The 17,809-nt window shown below is 46.0% G+C and carries 18 protein-coding genes; 5 read left to right on the forward strand and 13 right to left on the reverse strand.

What is annotated here, in order from left to right:
* Positions 1–165: 165 nt before the first annotated feature.
* Positions 166–744 carry an N-acetyltransferase family protein gene (locus tag ACTNBF_RS11305; RefSeq protein WP_427807341.1) on the reverse strand — a complete coding sequence of 193 codons (579 nt, stop codon included), beginning with the start codon at positions 742–744 and terminating at the stop codon, positions 166–168.
* A 21-nt stretch (positions 745–765) separates the two neighbouring features.
* A complete protein-coding gene (locus tag ACTNBF_RS11310) occupies positions 766–1,671 on the reverse strand; it encodes an N-acetylmuramoyl-L-alanine amidase family protein (protein WP_441089296.1) in 906 nt (301 codons plus the stop codon).
* Positions 1,672–1,869: 198 nt separating this feature from the next.
* On the opposite strand from ACTNBF_RS11310, the gene ACTNBF_RS11315 reads away from it, so the two are divergent.
* Complete coding sequence (locus ACTNBF_RS11315) at positions 1,870–2,430, forward strand: TetR/AcrR family transcriptional regulator C-terminal domain-containing protein (protein ID WP_441089297.1); 561 nt, start codon at positions 1,870–1,872, stop codon at positions 2,428–2,430.
* Between the two features lie 48 nt (positions 2,431–2,478).
* Here the strand turns inward: ACTNBF_RS11315 and ACTNBF_RS11320 are convergent, their stop codons facing one another.
* Positions 2,479–2,901 (reverse strand): hypothetical protein, encoded by a 423-nt coding sequence (locus ACTNBF_RS11320; protein WP_441018073.1) that lies wholly within the window; start codon positions 2,899–2,901, stop codon positions 2,479–2,481.
* The gene (locus ACTNBF_RS11325) at positions 2,901–4,220 is read right to left on the reverse strand and encodes an MATE family efflux transporter (protein WP_441089308.1); all 1,320 of its coding nucleotides are present in this window, start codon (positions 4,218–4,220) and stop codon (positions 2,901–2,903) included. The genes ACTNBF_RS11320 and ACTNBF_RS11325 overlap by 1 nt, the downstream gene beginning before the upstream one ends.
* 230 nt (positions 4,221–4,450) lie before the next feature.
* Here ACTNBF_RS11325 and fucO point away from each other — a divergent pair, with 230 nt between their 5' ends.
* Both fucO and ACTNBF_RS11335 read left to right on the forward strand, forming a co-directional pair.
* The gene (gene fucO, locus ACTNBF_RS11330; RefSeq protein ID WP_427807347.1) at positions 4,451–5,596 is read left to right on the forward strand and encodes a lactaldehyde reductase; all 1,146 of its coding nucleotides are present in this window, start codon (positions 4,451–4,453) and stop codon (positions 5,594–5,596) included.
* A gap of 237 nt (positions 5,597–5,833) precedes the next feature.
* Positions 5,834–6,124: a helix-turn-helix transcriptional regulator gene (locus ACTNBF_RS11335; RefSeq protein WP_427807348.1), complete on the forward strand. Its 291-nt coding sequence runs from the start codon at positions 5,834–5,836 to the stop codon at positions 6,122–6,124.
* Positions 6,125–6,409: 285 nt separating this feature from the next.
* On the opposite strand, the gene yihA is transcribed toward ACTNBF_RS11335, so the two are convergent.
* From yihA to ACTNBF_RS11370, 7 genes are all read right to left on the reverse strand, one after another.
* A complete protein-coding gene (yihA, locus tag ACTNBF_RS11340) occupies positions 6,410–7,000 on the reverse strand; it encodes a ribosome biogenesis GTP-binding protein YihA/YsxC (RefSeq protein ID WP_427820207.1) in 591 nt (196 codons plus the stop codon).
* Positions 7,001–7,015: 15 nt separating this feature from the next.
* Complete coding sequence (gene lon, locus ACTNBF_RS11345) at positions 7,016–9,406, reverse strand: endopeptidase La (RefSeq protein ID WP_441018079.1); 2,391 nt, start codon at positions 9,404–9,406, stop codon at positions 7,016–7,018.
* A 105-nt stretch (positions 9,407–9,511) separates the two neighbouring features.
* Positions 9,512–10,762 (reverse strand): ATP-dependent Clp protease ATP-binding subunit ClpX, encoded by a 1,251-nt coding sequence (clpX, locus tag ACTNBF_RS11350; protein ID WP_427807354.1) that lies wholly within the window; start codon positions 10,760–10,762, stop codon positions 9,512–9,514.
* Positions 10,763–10,878: 116 nt separating this feature from the next.
* The gene (clpP, locus tag ACTNBF_RS11355; protein WP_427807356.1) at positions 10,879–11,460 is read right to left on the reverse strand and encodes an ATP-dependent Clp endopeptidase proteolytic subunit ClpP; all 582 of its coding nucleotides are present in this window, start codon (positions 11,458–11,460) and stop codon (positions 10,879–10,881) included.
* 67 nt (positions 11,461–11,527) lie between these two features.
* Complete coding sequence (tig, locus tag ACTNBF_RS11360; RefSeq protein WP_441089298.1) at positions 11,528–12,814, reverse strand: trigger factor; 1,287 nt, start codon at positions 12,812–12,814, stop codon at positions 11,528–11,530.
* Between the two features lie 83 nt (positions 12,815–12,897).
* The gene (locus ACTNBF_RS11365) at positions 12,898–13,569 is read right to left on the reverse strand and encodes a hypothetical protein (RefSeq protein ID WP_427807359.1); all 672 of its coding nucleotides are present in this window, start codon (positions 13,567–13,569) and stop codon (positions 12,898–12,900) included.
* A complete protein-coding gene (locus ACTNBF_RS11370) occupies positions 13,570–14,127 on the reverse strand; it encodes a DJ-1 family glyoxalase III (protein WP_427807361.1) in 558 nt (185 codons plus the stop codon). It lies immediately after the preceding gene.
* A gap of 185 nt (positions 14,128–14,312) precedes the next feature.
* Between ACTNBF_RS11370 and ACTNBF_RS11375 the strand changes: the two genes are divergently transcribed.
* Positions 14,313–14,774, forward strand: coding sequence for a CYTH domain-containing protein (locus ACTNBF_RS11375; protein ID WP_427820210.1), 462 nt, complete (start codon positions 14,313–14,315; stop codon positions 14,772–14,774).
* A 119-nt stretch (positions 14,775–14,893) separates the two neighbouring features.
* Entirely contained in the window at positions 14,894–15,277 is a 384-nt protein-coding gene (locus ACTNBF_RS11380) for a helix-turn-helix domain-containing protein (protein ID WP_427807365.1), read from the forward strand.
* Positions 15,278–15,363: 86 nt separating this feature from the next.
* On the opposite strand, the gene ACTNBF_RS11385 is transcribed toward ACTNBF_RS11380, so the two are convergent.
* Positions 15,364–16,572: an aspartate kinase gene (locus ACTNBF_RS11385; protein WP_441089299.1), complete on the reverse strand. Its 1,209-nt coding sequence runs from the start codon at positions 16,570–16,572 to the stop codon at positions 15,364–15,366.
* Between the two features lie 9 nt (positions 16,573–16,581).
* Entirely contained in the window at positions 16,582–17,784 is a 1,203-nt protein-coding gene (locus ACTNBF_RS11390; RefSeq protein ID WP_427807369.1) for a cofactor-independent phosphoglycerate mutase, read from the reverse strand.
* Between the last annotated feature and the right edge of the window lie 25 nt (positions 17,785–17,809).

Below are 17,809 nucleotides of genomic sequence, written 5' to 3' on the forward strand. Positions count from 1 at the left end.
AAAAGAAATAAACATTCGTGTTTGTAGAATTAAAATTAACACCGAACACTGCGTCTTTTTTAATAACAACAAATGAGAATAACTAACCGAGCCCCCATGTCTCTCGGTTTTTTTGACTATTTTCTTCTCTGGGTTCGTAACACCCCCAGACACATAAACAATAATTTATCTGCCATGCCGGACAGAACAAAAAGCAACCACTTCCGGCTGATTCTCCAGATGTTCCCCGATATGCTTCTCCATCCACACCATGTCATACCAACGGTGAAACTTATATCCACACTTATGAAACCTTCCCACCATCTGATATCCCATTCTTTCATGAAATCTCACACTGTCGTCGGTCAGATAGCGGTCTTCGGATGCCGGGTACGCGATGCAGGCATTCACATTTACGATGTTCATCTTCTTCAGTTCGCTCTCTAGTGCCTGATACAACTTCCGTCCGATTCCAAGCTTCCGTTTATCCCGTTTCACATAAACAGATACTTCGACCGCCCAGTCATATGCTTTCCTTTCATGAAACGGTGAAGCATAGGTATAACCGACAATATCCTCTCCCTGCATCGCCACCAGATAGGGATAGCGGCACAGAGTTTTCCGGATTCTTGCGGTAAATTCTTCTACTTCAGGCACTTTATATTCAAAAGTGACTGCCGTTTCTCTGACGTAAGGTTCGTAGATCTTCAACAATTCCTCTGCATCCTCTTCCCGCGCTGTGCGGATCGTAATACTATTTTCCATAATACTGTTCCTTTTTCTTCCTTACTGGATTCCAAAATATCGGTCCATTCCATTCGCGACACCGGTCACGATCTGGTTCTGATATTCATCCGTTGCCATCCGTTTATCTTCCTCCGAATTCGTCATATACCCCATCTCGAAGATTGTGGTCGGCACTTCAGCCCAGTTGATCCCGCTCATCGTGTCCGTCTCCCAGACCCGTTCGATTCTTGCACCTGTCGCCTCGACGGCACAGTTCAGAATACACTCCGCCAGATTCCTGCTCTGTGAATAAAGTGCGCCGTTATACGGGTTTTCCGGAGTCTGGCAGATCGTCATCATCCCCTGTGCACTACCGGAATCAGAACCGTTTGCATGAATATGAATAAAGGCATCCGCCCCGTCCTCATTTGCCATCTTTGCGCGCTCAGCATTGGAAATGTTTACGTCGTTCGTCTCGCGGATCATCAGCACCCGATACCCACGGTTTAAAAGCTCATCCCTGAGTTTCAGAGAAACCTGCAACGTCAGTTCGTACTCAGGAATTCCTGTTACAATGCCGCTTGTTCCGCCTGCAACCTTTGCCTTGGTCTGGGAGGCTCCCGGCCCGACCGGCTCCTGTTCGCTGTTTCCCTGCCTCTGATGCCCGGCATCGATGGCAATCAAATACCCATTCCTCGGATTGGTTTTGGGAGGTTCTGTATCTGCCTGCCCACCGTCTTTTCCGTGCTCTGGCGCGGCTTCCGTTTCAGTGTCCTTCCCGGATTCTTCCCCTTCTCCTGCCTGCGGATCCTCTGCGCTTTCTTTTTCTTCCTCTTCTATTGCCTCTTCTGTAATTTCCCGCTCTGTTTTGTTGCGTTTAGGTTCGCTCCCTGCGCCTGCCTTCTGACAGCCGGCACCAAGCACAGTAAGTGCCAGCGCCAGAATCAATAATCTCTTTCCTTTCATTCTTATCTGCATCCTTTTACATATGATATACCATCCGTCATTTCACATTTTGATATTCTTTGATTATCTTCATAATCTCCTTCCATCATAAATTGCTTTTCTTCTTCTGTCAATTCCATATCTTCGGTTGACGGAAGGGGCTGAAATAGTATATATTTTTATTAATGGAGTTATTGAAAATGCTGAGGAGACATGAACATGGCAAAATCAGAAACTACGAAATACCGACTGGCCGAATCCATCAAACAATGTATGAAGACCACCTCTGTCGATGACATTACCATCCGCCAGATCGTGGAGAACTGCGGGCTGACGCGTCAGACCTTTTACCGCAATTTTCTTGATAAATATGACCTGATCAACTGGTATTTTGATAAGCTTCTTCTGAAATCCTTTGAACATATGGGAAGCGGAGAGACGATATATGAAGGTCTGAAACGAAAATTTGATTACATACAGGAAGAACACGTATTTTTTGCTGCTGCCTTCCGGTCCGATGCACAGAATTCTCTAAAAGAACATGATTTCGAACTGATTTTAGAATTCTATTCCAATCTGATTCGAAGAAAGACCGGTCATGCTCCGGACAGCGAGATCCGTTTTCTTCTGGAAATGTACTGTCAGAGCTCCATTTACATGACGGTCAAATGGGTGCTGAGCGGCATGAAATCAAGCTCCGAAGAACTGGCACGCATGCTGGTAAAAGCCATGCCCGCCAGACTTGAGAAACTGTTTACAGAGCTGGATGTTTTATCATAACATACTGTTTTCAGAGACTTTCTGAAAAATAAATTCCAGAAAGTCTGCCTACTGATTGGAGGAGTAAAACTCTATCCACGCATCGTACATTTGTTCTGCATTTTCACATTGCCCCAGCTCCTCGGCAGCTGTATTTCCTGAAATATCCCAGACTAAATACATAGCAAGATAATCAATCAGACCACTGTACTGTCCATTATGATGTCCTTCAAGCAGCACAGGGATTGCATCTTCTCCCAGAGACTTTATATTTTCATAGTATTCATTATCCATATAGTCAAAAGGATTACTGCTGGTGGCATCACCCGTACTTACGCAGCCCTGCAAATTTTCCATAATCAATCCTTCTAATTCATTTTCACAGATGTCCTCACCGGCTGTTTCTGTATTTTCTATCGAACTCTTGGCATTTCCGCATCCTGATAAAAACGTAACTGCACTAACCAATATGATTATAAAAAACTTTTTCATTATTTCTCATGCACCTTTCTCCTGACGATGAAAAAGCACACTACCTGCATGGCAATCGTCAGAATCCACGATACAGGATAAGAGATAAACAGCACCGAAAGGGACCTGTAACGTGGGAAAATGCCAAATATCCACACAATTCGGGTTCCTACAGTTCCAACGATAGAAAGCATCATCGGCGCTGCGGAAAATCCCATGCCGCGCATGGCTCCCGGAAACAGATCCATAAATCCGCACAGAAAATACGTAAGTGTTGTATACGAAAGGATCTCCATTCCACAGCGGATCACTTCTTCATTCTCCGTATAAATTCTTAGAATCTGACTGCCAAATATGTAAGATCCTCCTCCAAGTACCAGCGCAACAATCATACTCAGAATCATACAGTCCACCAGAATCTTATCCATTCGCTTCCATTTTCTGACTCCGTAATTCTGGCTTGTGAAACTCATGCATGCCTGCGTCACCGAATTGACCGACACAAAAAGGAATCCCAGAATATTATTTGCCGCCGTATAACCTGCCATTGCGATCGAACCGAACGAATTCACCGAGGACTGCAGAAGCACATTGGAGAAATTGATGACCGTACTCTGTATCCCGGCCGGCACACCTACCTGGAATATCTGTTTCAAATAGCAGCCCTTCAGCATGAGTTTGGAGAAGCGGAACTGATAGCTTCCTTCTGACCGATATAGACAGCGCAACACCAAAATACAGGAAATCATCTGGGAAAACACGGTCGCAATCGCAACCCCCGCAACGGCCAGATGGAACACGATAACCAGAATCATATTCAAAACCGCATTGATCACGCCGGATATGATCAAGAAGATCAGAGGACGTTTTGTATCGCCGACCGCCCGCAAAATGGCTGCCCCGTAATTATATAACATAAAAAAAGGCATCCCCAGAAAATAGATACGCATATAAAGTGTGGACTGCTCGATAACGTCTGCCGGTGTCGCCATCAGCTCAAGTGCAAATTTTGAAAAAAATATTCCCACAAAGACCATCACGATTCCGCTGATTGCGGCAAATGCGATCGAAGTATGAACCGTTTCCGACATCTGCCGGTCTTTTCCCGCGGCAAAAAACCTGGCAGCCAGTACATTTGTCCCAAGTGAAATCCCCATAAACAGATTCACGAACATATTGATCAGCGCTGTGGTCGAGCCGACCGCCGCCAGTGCCTGACTTCCCGCGAATCTCCCCACCACAATGACATCTACCGCATTAAACATCAGCTGCAGAATCCCGGAAAGCATAAGCGGCAATGAAAAAGAAACCAATTTATCCATAATGGTGCCATTACACATATCAATCTCATATTTATTCTTATTCAAATCCTCATCCCCCTTTACCACTAATCACTATAAGTCAATTCTTCGGAAATGTCAATTTTCCCGGAAGCCCTTTCGGCTTCATTTCAGAATTTTTCAAGATAATTATTTGTCAAAAGTTACAGATTCTTCATTCTGTAACTTTCTTTCGGAGCCAAATATTGTTAAAATAATATCAGAAATAAAAAGTAAAGGAGAAATTAAAAATGGCAAACAGAATTATGTTGAATGAAACTTCTTATCATGGTGCAGGTGCTATCGCTGAAATCGCAACAGAAGCAAAGGCACACGGATTCAAAAAAGCATTCGTATGCTCAGATCCGGACCTGATCAAATTCAACGTTACTTCCAAAGTAACAGATATTCTTGACAAAGAAGGACTTGCTTATGAGATCTATTCTGACATCAAGGCAAACCCGACCATCGAGAATGTTCAGCATGGTGTTGCAGCTTTCAAGGCATCCGAGGCAGACTACATCGTTGCAATCGGCGGCGGTTCTTCTATGGATACTGCAAAAGCAATCGGCATCATCATCGCTAACCCGGAATTTGAAGATGTAAGAAGTCTGGAAGGCGTTGCTCCTACCACAAAACCATGTGTACCGATCATCGCAGTTCCTACAACAGCAGGTACCGCTGCAGAAGTAACCATCAACTACGTTATCACAGATGTTGAGAGAAAGCGTAAATTCGTTTGCGTAGACCCACACGATATGCCAATCATCGCAATCGTTGACCCGGATATGATGTCTTCTATGCCGAAGGGACTGACCGCATCAACCGGTATGGACGCTCTGACACATGCAATCGAAGGTTATACCACCAAAGGCGCATGGGAAATGACTGATATGTTCCATCTCAAAGCAATCGAGATCATTTCCAAATCGCTCCGCGGCGCTGTTGCCAACACCAAAGAAGGCCGCGAAGGAATGGCACTCGGCCAGTACATCGCAGGTATGGGATTCTCAAATGTTGGTCTTGGAATCGCTCATTCTATGGCTCACACTCTGGGCGCTGTTTATGACACTCCGCATGGTGTTGCCTGCGCAATGATGCTCCCGATCGTTATGGAATACAACCAGGAATGCACCGGCGAGAAATATCGTGAAATTGCTCGCGCTATGGGCGTAAAAGGTGTAGACGAAATGTCCGAAGCAGAATACAGAAAAGCTGCGATCGATGCAGTACGTCAGCTCTCTGAAGATGTTGGAATCCCAGCTAAACTGGAAGCCATCAAAGAAGAAGATCTTGACTTCCTGGCCAAGTCCGCTCATGCAGATGCATGCGCACCTGGGAATCCGAAGGATGCTTCTGTAGAAGATCTGAAAGGATTGTTCCGGAAGGTTATGTAGGGGTTTTAGTCCGCCGCAGGGAGGGTGTGAAAGGAGTCGCTCCGAGGCTCTACTCCCTGCGACTTGTGAAATCGAAGATGTAAACAGAATCCCGGTGTAGTCGGCAAATGTGCCTCCTGCACCGGGATTCTGACATCTTCGGTTCCCAATTCTCCGGTCGTGCCGCTTAACCTCCGCTCCTTCCTTTCACACCCTCCCTACGGCTCACTCAAACTTCCTATACATCGAATAGGGGCGATGGGGGACGCCTTTGCTGCGCTCGGCTGGGATTGGGAGTTTTATGGGGAGAAGCTTCAGGTGCTTAGGAAGAAGAGGAATCTGACTCAGGAGCAGTTGTTTGTATCGCGGGCGGCGATTTCGAAATGGGAAAATGGACGGGGCTTTGCTGTTCTGGGATTATGCCAGCTGATTCGCAGGAAAAGTCTGTTCAAAGTGGATCAAGACATCCTGGCCGGTCTCCTCCTCTCCGCAACCCTGGTCAGCCTCTATCACGATCTCTTAGAACTATCATCTCAAACCAAACATTAACCCTCCCCCCATACAATTCCCAGTGACAGGCAGCCCTCCTAGGCTGCCTGAATGCGTCCCTTCCACACCCACCAAGTTCTCCCGTCTTGAACCTACCAGGAATCAGGCATACTCTGAATGCAGAGGTTAAGCAGAGGAGGCGGAAAACGCAAATCCTACAGCATGTAAAAAAAACTGAGATGCGAGCCACACTTGGCGAACATCTCAGTTTTTACTACATGCTGTTGATTTGCGGTTGCAGCCTCCGGCGCGTCGGCGCATTCAGAGTATGCCTGATTCCGTCCCTCAAGACAAAGAACAAACCTCCTCTGCCAGCTCCCATATCTCTTCCCGTCCCTGCTTCGTCTCCGCAGAAAACGGAATCACAACCGTCCCCGGCTGAAGCTTAAGTCCTTCCTTGATTGCTTTCACCTGCTTCTGGATCTGACTTCTCTTGATCTTATCCAGCTTTGTCGCAATAATGATCGGGTTGTATCCCTGCGCCACGATCCAATCGTACATCATCTTATCATTCGCTGAAGGATCATGCCGGATATCGATCAGAAGAAAGACTGCTTTCAGCTGTTTTGATCCATGCAGGTATCGCTCGATCAGCTGTCCCCACTGGATTTTTTCCTGTTCCGATACTTTCGCATAGCCATATCCCGGCAGATCCACCAGATAGACCGCTTCATTGATATTATAAAAATTAATGGTCTGCGTCTTTCCCGGTTTTGCCGAAATGCGCGCATACGCTTTCCGGTTCATCAGTGCATTGATGAGGGAGGACTTTCCTACATTTGACTTCCCTGCAAATGCGATCTCAGGCAGCTCATTGTCCGGCAGTTTACTGGTGATTCCGCATACTGTCTCCAGATTTACATTCTTAATAACCACTCTCCATTCACCTCCCTATTCCGCACAGATTTCCGACCCTGCGCAAACATCCTTCTCATAACAGTCTTCTACTCCTTCGCAGGCATCCTTTTCCACACAAATCGCGTGTTCCAGCACTTCCCTCATATGGGCCACCGGTATGATTTCCAGTCCTTTTGTAATCTCTGAGGAAATCTCTTCCACATCTTTCGTATTTTCCTTCGGCACGAGAACCGTATGGATTCCTGCGTTCTTGGCCGCCAGAAGTTTCTCCTTGAGCCCGCCGATCGGTAATACACGACCACGCAGTGTAATTTCACCGGTCATCGCAAGATCTGCGCACACTTTCTTCCCGGTGATGGCGGAGAACATCGCCGTGGCCATGGTAATTCCGGCTGACGGTCCGTCCTTCGGAACAGCGCCCTCTGGTATATGAATGTGAATATCATGTTTTTCAAAGAAATCCGCCGGTACATTCTGAGCCTCGCTGATGGAACGAATATAACTGATTCCGGTCCGGGCAGATTCTTTCATAACATCGCCGAGCTGTCCGGTCAGCATGATCTCGCCTTTCCCCGGCATTACATTGACTTCGATCTGAAGGGTGTCACCGCCCACACTGGTCCAGGCAAGTCCACGAACGATACCGACTTCATCCTCTGCATTTGCCATCTGATAGGTATATTTCTCCTTGCCTAGGTATTTCACCAGATTCCTCTCCGTCACCTGGATTCGTTTCTTATCGTGTTCAAATATCTCTTTTGCTGCCTTTCTGCAAATATTTCCGATCTCACGTTCCAACTGACGCACGCCCGCTTCTTTCGTATAATTTCTTGCCATTTTCCAGACAACACCCTTGCTGATCGTAAGCTGGTCTTTGGTGAGTCCGTGTCTCTCCAACTGCTTCGGAATCAGATGTTCTTCTGCGATATGAAGCTTCTCGTTCTCTGTATAACTGCTGATCTCGATCACTTCCATACGGTCCAGAAGCGGCCTTGGAATCGTCTGCAGTGTGTTCGCGGTCGTCACGAATGTCACTTCGGAAAGATCCAGCGGAACTTCAAGGTAATGATCCCGGAACTTATTGTTCTGCTCACTGTCCAGCACTTCCAGCAGTGCAGAAAACGTATCACCTTTATAGTCTGTGCTGACTTTATCAATTTCATCCAGAAGCAGCAGCGGATTTTTCACACCGGCCGCCTTGATTCCGTTTGCGATTCTTCCCGGCATCGCGCCCACATAAGTCTTCCTGTGCCCGCGGATCTCCGCTTCATCTCGCACACCACCCAGCGAAATGCGGACATACGGCTTTTTCAGCGCTTTTGCAAGAGATCTTGCGATCGATGTTTTTCCGGTTCCCGGAGGGCCGACCAGGCAGAGAATCGGACTGTCTCCTTTTTTCGTAAGTGCACGCACCGCAAGAAATTCCAGCACACGCTCTTTTACTTCTTCCAGTCCGTAATGTTCTTCTTCCAGAAGATTCTTCGCATAGGTTAAATCCGTAAAGTCCTCCGCTCTTTTATCCCATGGCATTTCCAGCATCGTTTCAATATAAGTACGGACAACACCGGCTTCCGCTGGACTTTGCAGTGAGTTCTTAAATCTCCTCACTTCCTTGCGAAGTTTCTCTTTTACCTCTTCCGGTGCCTCCAGTGCCTCCACAGCATTTGCAAATTCCTCCGCATCCGAGAGTGTCGTATCATCGCCCAGTTCTTCACGGATCAGCTTCAGTTCTTCCCGAAGTATATACTCTCTCTGATGCTTGTCAACACGCTCTTTGACTTTATTCTGTATCTCGTCGCGGATATTCATGATCTGAACCTCGTTGACCAGTTTAAATGCCAGAAGCTCGTACTGTTTCATAAAATCGGTTTCTTCCAGAATTTCCTGAAGATCCGTGTAAGCAATCGGCAAATTCGCCGCCACCTGATTTACCATTTTACGGAGATCTGTGATCTGCTGAATCTGGTTCACCATATCCTTAGTGATCTTCGGATTGCGCATCGCATATTCCACATACATTTCCCGAAGTCCCCGAACCATCGCTTCTTTATTCAGTTCACCGGTCAGAAGCGGGGTCTCTTCATCCAGAATCTTGATGTAGCCGCGCATATATGGATCACTGACCTCCAGATGTTCCAGAACCGCCCGCTCTTCTCCGGATACGAGAACCCTGATGATCTGCTTCGGCAGTTTAAGGATCTGCTTCACAGTCGCAACCGTTCCGACGCGATACAGATCCTTCATCTCCGGATTATCCACCTCAATATCTCTTTGAGCGATCAGGAAAATCTTCTGGTCTCCTGCCATGGCTTCCTGCACTGCCTCGATGGAACGTTTCCTGCTGATATCGAAATGTACCACCATTTCCGGCATGATCGTCATTCCACGAAGAGCAACCATGGGCATACTTGCCATTCTATTCATGTATTTCTTCTCTCCCTTTTATATCCATTCAAACTGTTTGTAAAAAGGGTGCTTCAGGTTTCCCCTTCAGCACCCATATGTTCCGTATTTTTTGCATACGTACTGCTATGCACTTTCTGATTTTCTTTCTTCCTGCTGAAGCAGTGGTGTGTTCTTTCCAAGCACCGCTTCTTTCGTAATTCTGCAGTATTTCAGACTTTCATCGGATGGTGCATGATACATGGTATCCATCATCACATTCTCCATGATCGCACGCAGTCCTCTCGCTCCGGTATTACGCTTCAGTGAAGTATCTGCGATTGCCTCCAGCGCATCCTGGTCAAATTCCAGATCCACACCATCCAGTTCCAGCAGTTTCTGATACTGTTTTACAATCGCATTTTTCGGCTCTGTTAGTATCCGGATCAGCGCCTCGCGATCCAGCGACTCAAGCGCAACCGTAACCGGAACACGTCCTACCAGCTCCGGTATCAGACCGAATTTCACAAGATCCTGCGGAAGGATCTGTCCGAGAAGACGATCGATATTATATTCATGCTTTCCTGCGATTTCCGCACCGAAACCAATCGATTTCTTATCCAGTCTCTTTTCAATGATCTTATCAATTCCTTCAAACGCACCACCACAGATGAACAGGATATTGGTCGTATCGATCTGGATCAGTTCCTGATGTGGATGCTTTCTTCCGCCCTGCGGCGGAACATTGGCGATCGTGCCTTCCAGAATCTTAAGGAGCGCCTGCTGAACGCCTTCACCGGAAACATCCCTTGTGATGGAAGGATTCTCCGATTTTCTCGTAATCTTATCAATCTCATCAATATAAATGATTCCATGCTCCGCACGTTCGATATCACCGTCCGCAGCCTGGATAATTTTCAAAAGAATATTTTCTACGTCTTCGCCGACGTATCCAGCTTCAGTAAGAGCCGTTGCGTCAGCTATGGCAAATGGTACATTCAGGATCTTTGCCAGTGACTGTGCAAGAAATGTCTTTCCGCATCCTGTCGGACCTACCATAAGAATGTTACTCTTCTGCAGTTCCACGCCCAGGTCCTTCTCTGCCATAATTCTTTTATAATGATTATAAACAGACACAGACAGAACCTTTTTAGCTTCCTCCTGTCCGATCACATAGTCGTCAAGAAATTCTTTGATTTCTTCCGGCTTCAATAAATTGATATCTTCGTATTTTTCGCCTTCGTCATACTCCAGCTCTTCCTCAATGATCTCGGCACAGACATCCACACACCTGTCACAAATATACACTCCGTTCGGTCCGGCAATCATTTTGCGCACCTGAGCCTGTGTTTTATTACAGAAGGAACATCTTACGACATCATCATATCTGCCTGCCATATTTTCACCTCACACAATTCATACAAATCTCATATCCTGCCCCTAATCGGGCAAACTCTCCCGGTTTTTAAATTTAGAAATGGGAATGCCCGGTTCTGCGAACATTCCCACTTTCACTACCGGCTTGTCACAACCTTATCAATCAGTCCGTAAGCCACAGCTTCTTCTGCAGTTTTCCAGTTATCTCTCTCTGTATCTGCTGCAATCGTCTCATAGCTCTGGCCTGTATTCGCTGCCATCAGCCTGTTCATTCTTTCTCTGATCTGCAAAATATGCTTTGCATTAATCTCAATCTCAGTTGCCTGCCCCTGTGCTCCGCCTGACGGCTGATGAATCATAATCTCGGCGTTCGGAAGAGCAAAACGTTTGCCTTTGGTTCCTCCTGCAAGAAGAAATGCTCCCATACTTGCCGCCATTCCCATGCACATTGTGGACACATCACATTTCACATAATTCATTGTATCATAGATGGCCATTCCGGCTGAAATAGAGCCGCCCGGGCTGTTAATATAGAACTGAATATCTTTGTCCGGGTCCTCCGCTTCCAGGAAAAGCATCTGTGCAACGATCACGCTTGCGGATGCATCATTTACTTCAGTGTCAAGGAAAATAATTCTTTCCTTTAAAAGTCTTGAATAAATGTCGTAAGAACGTTCTCCACGGCTTGTCTGTTCAATGACATAAGGTACTAAACTCATGTACACGCCTCCTGATTCTTCATTACCACTGCCGGTCGCAAGATGCAGCCAGCATTATAATACTCATTTATTTTACTACGGCATTCTCTACAACGAATGTAATCGCATCCTGAACTGCCATATCCAGTTTCATCTGTTCTTTTTCTCTGTCGCCCATGTATTCTTTCAGCTTATCAACTTCCATTCCGTAAGCGTCTGCCATCTTGGCAACTTCCTCATCCAGTCTCTCATCGGAAACTTCGATGTTCTCAGCACTTACGATTGCTTCGAGAACCAGTCTTGTCTTGATTCTCTTCTCAGCCTGCGGACGCATCTCTTCTGTCATCTTATCAACAGTCATTCCTGTGAACTGCATATACTGTTCAAAGGTAAGTCCCTGCTGCTGCAGTCTCTGAGCGAAATTATCAAGCATCTGTCTTGCTTCAGTCTCGATCATTGCTTCCGGAAGGTCCATCTCAGCATTTGCGATAATCGCATTCACTGCCTGGTCTTCCTGAGCTCTCTTGCCTGTGCTTTCTTTTTCTTCTCTCAACTTCTTCTCAACGTCAGCCTTGTATTCTTCCAGTGTATCAAATTCAGAAACTTCAGATGCAAATTCATCATCCAGTTCCGGAAGTTCTTTTGCTTTGATCTCATGAACGGTACATTTGAATACTGCATCTTTGCCCTTCAGATCTTCTGCATGGTAATCTTCCGGGAAGGTTACCTTAACTTCTACTTCCTGTTCCGGTTCAACGCCGATCAGCTGCTCTTCAAATCCCGGAATGAAAGAACCGGAACCGATGGTCAGAGGATAGTTCTCTCCTTTTCCGCCTTCAAATGCAACACCGTCAACAAATCCTTCAAAATCAAGAACTACTTCATCCTTATCCTGAACCGGACGTCCTTCTACTGTAATGGTTCTTGCATTCTTGTTCTGTTCTTCTGCCAGCTTCGCTTCTACTTCTTCAGCTGACACTTCTGTTGAGAAGCTGTCTACTTCGATTCCCTTGTACTGTCCAAGCGTTACTTCCGGCTTAACAGCTACTTCTGCGGTGAAGATAAATGCTTTGCCTTTCTCGATCTGTGTTACATCGATCTTCGGCTGAGAAACAATATCCAGTCCGCTTTCATCATATGCTTTTGCATATGCTTCCGGAATCAGTGCATTGGCTGCATCATCATAGAAGATCTCCGGTCCGTACATTTTCTCAACCAGCTGACGCGGAACTTTGCCTTTACGGAATCCAGGAATGCTGATCTTTCCTTTCTGCTTCTGATAAGCTTTCTGAAGTGCTCCTTCCAGTTCTTCTGCGGAAACTTCAATCGTAAGCTTTGCCATATTGTGTTCTAATCTTTCAACTTGTAAACTCATTACCATTTCCTCCTAATATATATATGTAAAAAGTCGGACAGACTTATCTACATTACACTCATTTTGATAGTATAGCATGTATTCTACAGTTTATCAAGTGCTAAAATCCTTACGATAAAGGTATTTATCTCATCTTCATCCATGGAAAGAGAGTCTCTCCCTTCTTTCGTGACGGTAAATGTATAAGTCTCCTTTTCCAGATAATCCATTTCGATATAAGATTCCTTCAGCAGCTCATATGAATTTATCAGATATTCACTCATCATCGCCTGCTGAATCTCCTCATCGGTTCCCTCATACTTTCCATTTTTTGCAGCCTGTTCGATCCGATCTGTCTCCTGCTGCAGTTTCGGAATAAATGTCGTAAATACATCGACCGGTTCATACTGTACTTCGACCTCAAATATGCTTCCGTTTTTTTTCTTTCCCTCGCCAACCTGATAACGCATCGCACGAAAAATCTCTTTTACAAGATAAGCATACGATTCCGTAAGTGTCTGCTGCGAGTCATCTGTCCCGGTCAAATAGTTCTCCACAAATGCCGTGATACCGTTTTCATACATTTCTTCAAGCTCCTTGTCGGAAGCTTCAATGAACTGTTTTGCGCCTTCCTTCTCTCCCTGAAAAATGAGATCCAGATCAGCCTGCACATAAGCCGACGCATCCTCTGCATTTTGGGAGCATCCTGTCATTCCCGAAGCCAGTACACAGATCAGCATAATCACAGCCAGACATCTGCGTTTGTAGCCTTTCATCTATTTCCTTCCTTCATATACGATCTGCTTCGCAATTTCATCCGCCTTCTCACGCCCACGAAGTACCTCCACAAGTGCAAATGCGAAATCCAAAGAAGCGCCCATTCCACGTCCCGTAATCACATTTCCATCGATCACTGCGCCCTCGGCAACCGTCTCTGCCCCCACAAGCCCATCTTCCATAGATGGATAGCATGTAGCTTTCTTTCCCTTCAGCAATCCCATTCCTCCGAGAATCGTCGGGGCAGCACAGATCGCGGCAAGATACTTTCCTTCCCGGGCAAATTGCACGATCAGTTTTGCCAGTTCCTTATGCGCTCCAAGATTTCTGGTGCCCGTAAGACCACCGGGAAGTACCAACATTTTTGTCTCAGAAAAATCTGCTTTTTCAAATTTCTTGTCTGCCTTCACAAGAATTTTATGAGAACCTGTTATCTTCTTTTTTTCCATAACAGAAACTGTCTCTACACTGATTCCGGCTCTGCGCAGGACATCCACAACAGTCAGACCTTCAATTTCTTCAAATCCATCTGCGAGAAATACACAAACTTCACTCATCTTTTAAACCATCCTTTCCGGAAATAACACTCATAATTCATACTCAACACTTAGATTCTAACAGACGCCTTCAAAAAAAGCAATTCCTGCTCTTGTAAAGTTCCTCATATTTCTTTATACTATTATTAAGCATCATGTGACGGGATCTGATCCGCCGCACGATCAGCAAAGGAGTTTGATCTGTTATGGAAATCGAAAGAAAATATCTGGTCAGAGAACTTCCCGATGATTATGAGCGCTACCCACATCGCTCACTGGAACAGGGATATCTCTGTACAGATCCGGTTGTTCGTGCCCGCAGGGACGGGGATGATTACATCTTGACCTACAAGTCCAAAGGCTTCATGGTCCGCGAGGAATACAACCTCCCACTTACCAGGGAGTCCTACTTACACCTTATTTCGAAGGCTGACGGCCGCCTCATTTCAAAAGAGCGCTATCGTATTCCTTTTGACGAGTCACTTACGATTGAGCTGGATGTCTTTAAAGGTGATCTTGCGCCTCTTATTCTTGCAGAAGTAGAATTTCCGGATGAAGCTTCCGCGAATTCTTTTGTACCACCTGCATGGTTTGGCGAAGATGTGACATTCCGGAAAGAGTATCATAACAGCTTTTTAAGCAGTCAAGATAAAGCGCAAATTATGTAATATAAATGTTACATATCAATTTTCGTTACATTTTGTTGCTTACCACCATTTTCAGTATAAAAACTGATATACTTTTGAGTATGAGCGGGGATTTCAGGGGAACGGAGGTAAATCTGGCAATGCCTAACATTCAACTTTCTAAGAATTTGCGGACGCTTCGCAAAGCACATCATTTGACACAGACACATCTAAGCGAAATACTGAATATTTCGAGACAGGCCTACTCTAATTACGAAAACAATAAACGTACTCCCGATTTGGATTCTTTGATACATCTGTCTCAACTTTATCAGGTGAGTCTGGATCAGCTTGTGAATTTTAATATTGGCAGCAAAATAAAAAAAGGCACAATACCTGTTGTTTCTGCCATGGATATAGCAGCCAAAAATACATTGTATCTGACTGATTCAGAAACAAATCTGGTTATGAAATTTCGTGACCTTCCTTTTAACAGTCAGAAAGTGGTGCTCGGTTTTCTCGATTCGCAAGTGGCACATAAGTAGAAGAGGCTCTGAGCCAAAAAGCTCAGAGCCTCTTATTCTTTTCTTTATACGATTCAATCTTATATTCAGTGATACCCCGGAATAAATTAGTCTTCCAGACCAAATCCGTCATGAACGGCGATCAGCGCTTTATCCGCATCTTTTTCATCAATCAAAACGGTAATCCGGATCTCTGATGTAGAGATCATGTTGATATTGATATTGGAATTACAGAGTGCTTCAAACATGGTCGCTGCCACACCCGGATTGCTGAGCATACCTGCACCGACAATTGAAATCTTTGCTACCTTCTCATTATGTGTAATCTCCTGAATCGTCAAGGCTTCTTTTCTCGCTTCCAGAACTTGCAGCGTCTCCTTCAGATCATCCTGTGAAACCGTAAAGGAAATATCCTTCGTTCCTTCCCGTCCTACAGACTGCAGAATAATATCGACATTGATATTATGTCTAGCCAGTAAATTAAAAATTTTAAATGCAGTTCCAGGTTTGTCTTCAATTCCGATCACTGAAACGCGTGCTGTATTTTTATCCGCCGCAACGCCGGTAATTAACATTTTTTCCACTTTCACTACCTCCTTGACCACGGTTCCCTCTTCTGTATTCAGGCTGGACCGTACTACCAGTTCTACACCGTATTTTTTCGCCATCTCCACCGAACGGTTATGCAGGACCTTAGCTCCTGAAGTAGCAAGCTCCAGCATCTCATCGTATGTAATCTCTTCAATCTTTCTGGCATTTGGAACCACTCTCGGATCCGCTGTATAGACACCGTCAACATCTGTATAAATCTCACATTTATCCGCATGCATCGCTGCCGCCAGGGCAACGGCCGTTGTGTCGGATCCTCCTCTTCCGAGCGTGGTATAGTCATCGTATTTATTCACACCCTGGAATCCGGTCACGATCACGACCTTCCGGTTCTCCAGTTCGTGGCGGATGCGATCCGTGTCGATTCGTTTAAATCTTGCATTACCGTTTCTTGAAGTGGTATGCATCTGCACCTGAAATGCATTCAGTGAAATAGCCGGAACCTGCAGGAACTGCAGCGCCATTGCCATCAATGATACCGATACCTGCTCCCCTGTAGTGAGAAGCATATCCAGCTCTCGTTTTGACGGGTACGGGTTGATCTCGGCTGCCTTCTCCAAAAGTTCATCCGTCGTATCTCCCATTGCAGACAGTACCACAATGACATCATTACCCATCTGATACTCTTCTGCGCAGCGTCTGGCAACATTAAAAATACGCTCTTTATCAGCGACTGAGCTGCCACCAAATTTCTTTACTACCAGCATAATTTCCTCCTACTCTCCCAGCAAGTGATCGATCAGCCGGAAACCTTCTTCCCATACGATTCCACTTACCCTGGCATTCTTCTCATTATATGTATCCAATCCGTTTACTTCTTTCGTGCTGTCATATAGCAAATACGGAACCGGATCTCCTGTGTGTGTCCGAACTCGGATCGGTGTCGGATGATCCGGGAGAATCAACAGACGGAAATCTTCTCCGGCTTTTTCAAGCCCTCTTACGATTACATCAATGACGTTCTGATCCAGATTTTCAATGGACTGGATCTTTTTCTCCATGCTGCCCTGGTGTCCCATTTCATCCGGGGCTTCCACATGAACATAAGCGAAATCATATCCATCTTCTGTAAGTGCCTTCACCGCTGCCTGCGCTTTACCCACATAATTCGTGTTCAGACCGCCGTTCGCACCTTCTACAATGACACGGTCCATACCGGCACCCACGGCAATTCCTTTCAACAGATCCACCGCAGAGATCATCACGCCTTTTTTACCGGTCTTTCCTTCGAAAGAAGTCAGCGCCGGACGTGTTCCTGCTCCCCAGAACCAGGCAGAGTTGGCCGGGTTCAGCCCTCTCTTTCTGCGTTCCACATTCAACGGATGGTTTTCCAGAATGTCATAACTTTTCTTCATCATTTCACGGAGGATCTCTTCTTTCGGAAGATACTCGCCGATCTTTCTGGTCAACACATCATGTGGCGGAGTGAGTTCCACAACTCTGCCCTGCTTCCAGATCAGCAGATGACGATAGCTGGTTCCGACATAGAATTCAAACCCTTCTTTTTTCAGCCCTTCCTTTACAGCCTCCAGAAGGATGGCCGCATCGGCCGTACTGATCTCATCGGAGCTGTGATCCAGAATGGTACGATTCTCGTATTCGGTATCCTCCTCGGAAAGTGTTACAAGATTACAGCGGAACGCCACATCATCCGGCTCCATGTCCACGCCAATGCTGAGTGCTTCCAGCGGCGATCTGCCTGTGTAATATTTCCTCGGGTCATATCCCGCCACTGCAAGATTCGCCGTATCGCTTCCGGGTGCCATTCCAACCGGAACCATTCTCGCAATCCCCTGCTCGGACTTCGGCGCAAGCGCGTCCATTCTCGGCGTTCTCGCAGCTTCCAGCGTCGTTTTCTGCTGCAGTTCTTCCAGCGGTTCACCCGCCATACCATCACCTAATACAATCACGTATTTCATATCTAGCCCACCTCTCCAAAGTTGT

It is taken from the genome of Bariatricus sp. HCP28S3_A4 (assembly GCF_052066395.1).
Classification (GTDB): Bacteria; Bacillota; Clostridia; order Lachnospirales; family Lachnospiraceae; genus Allocoprococcus.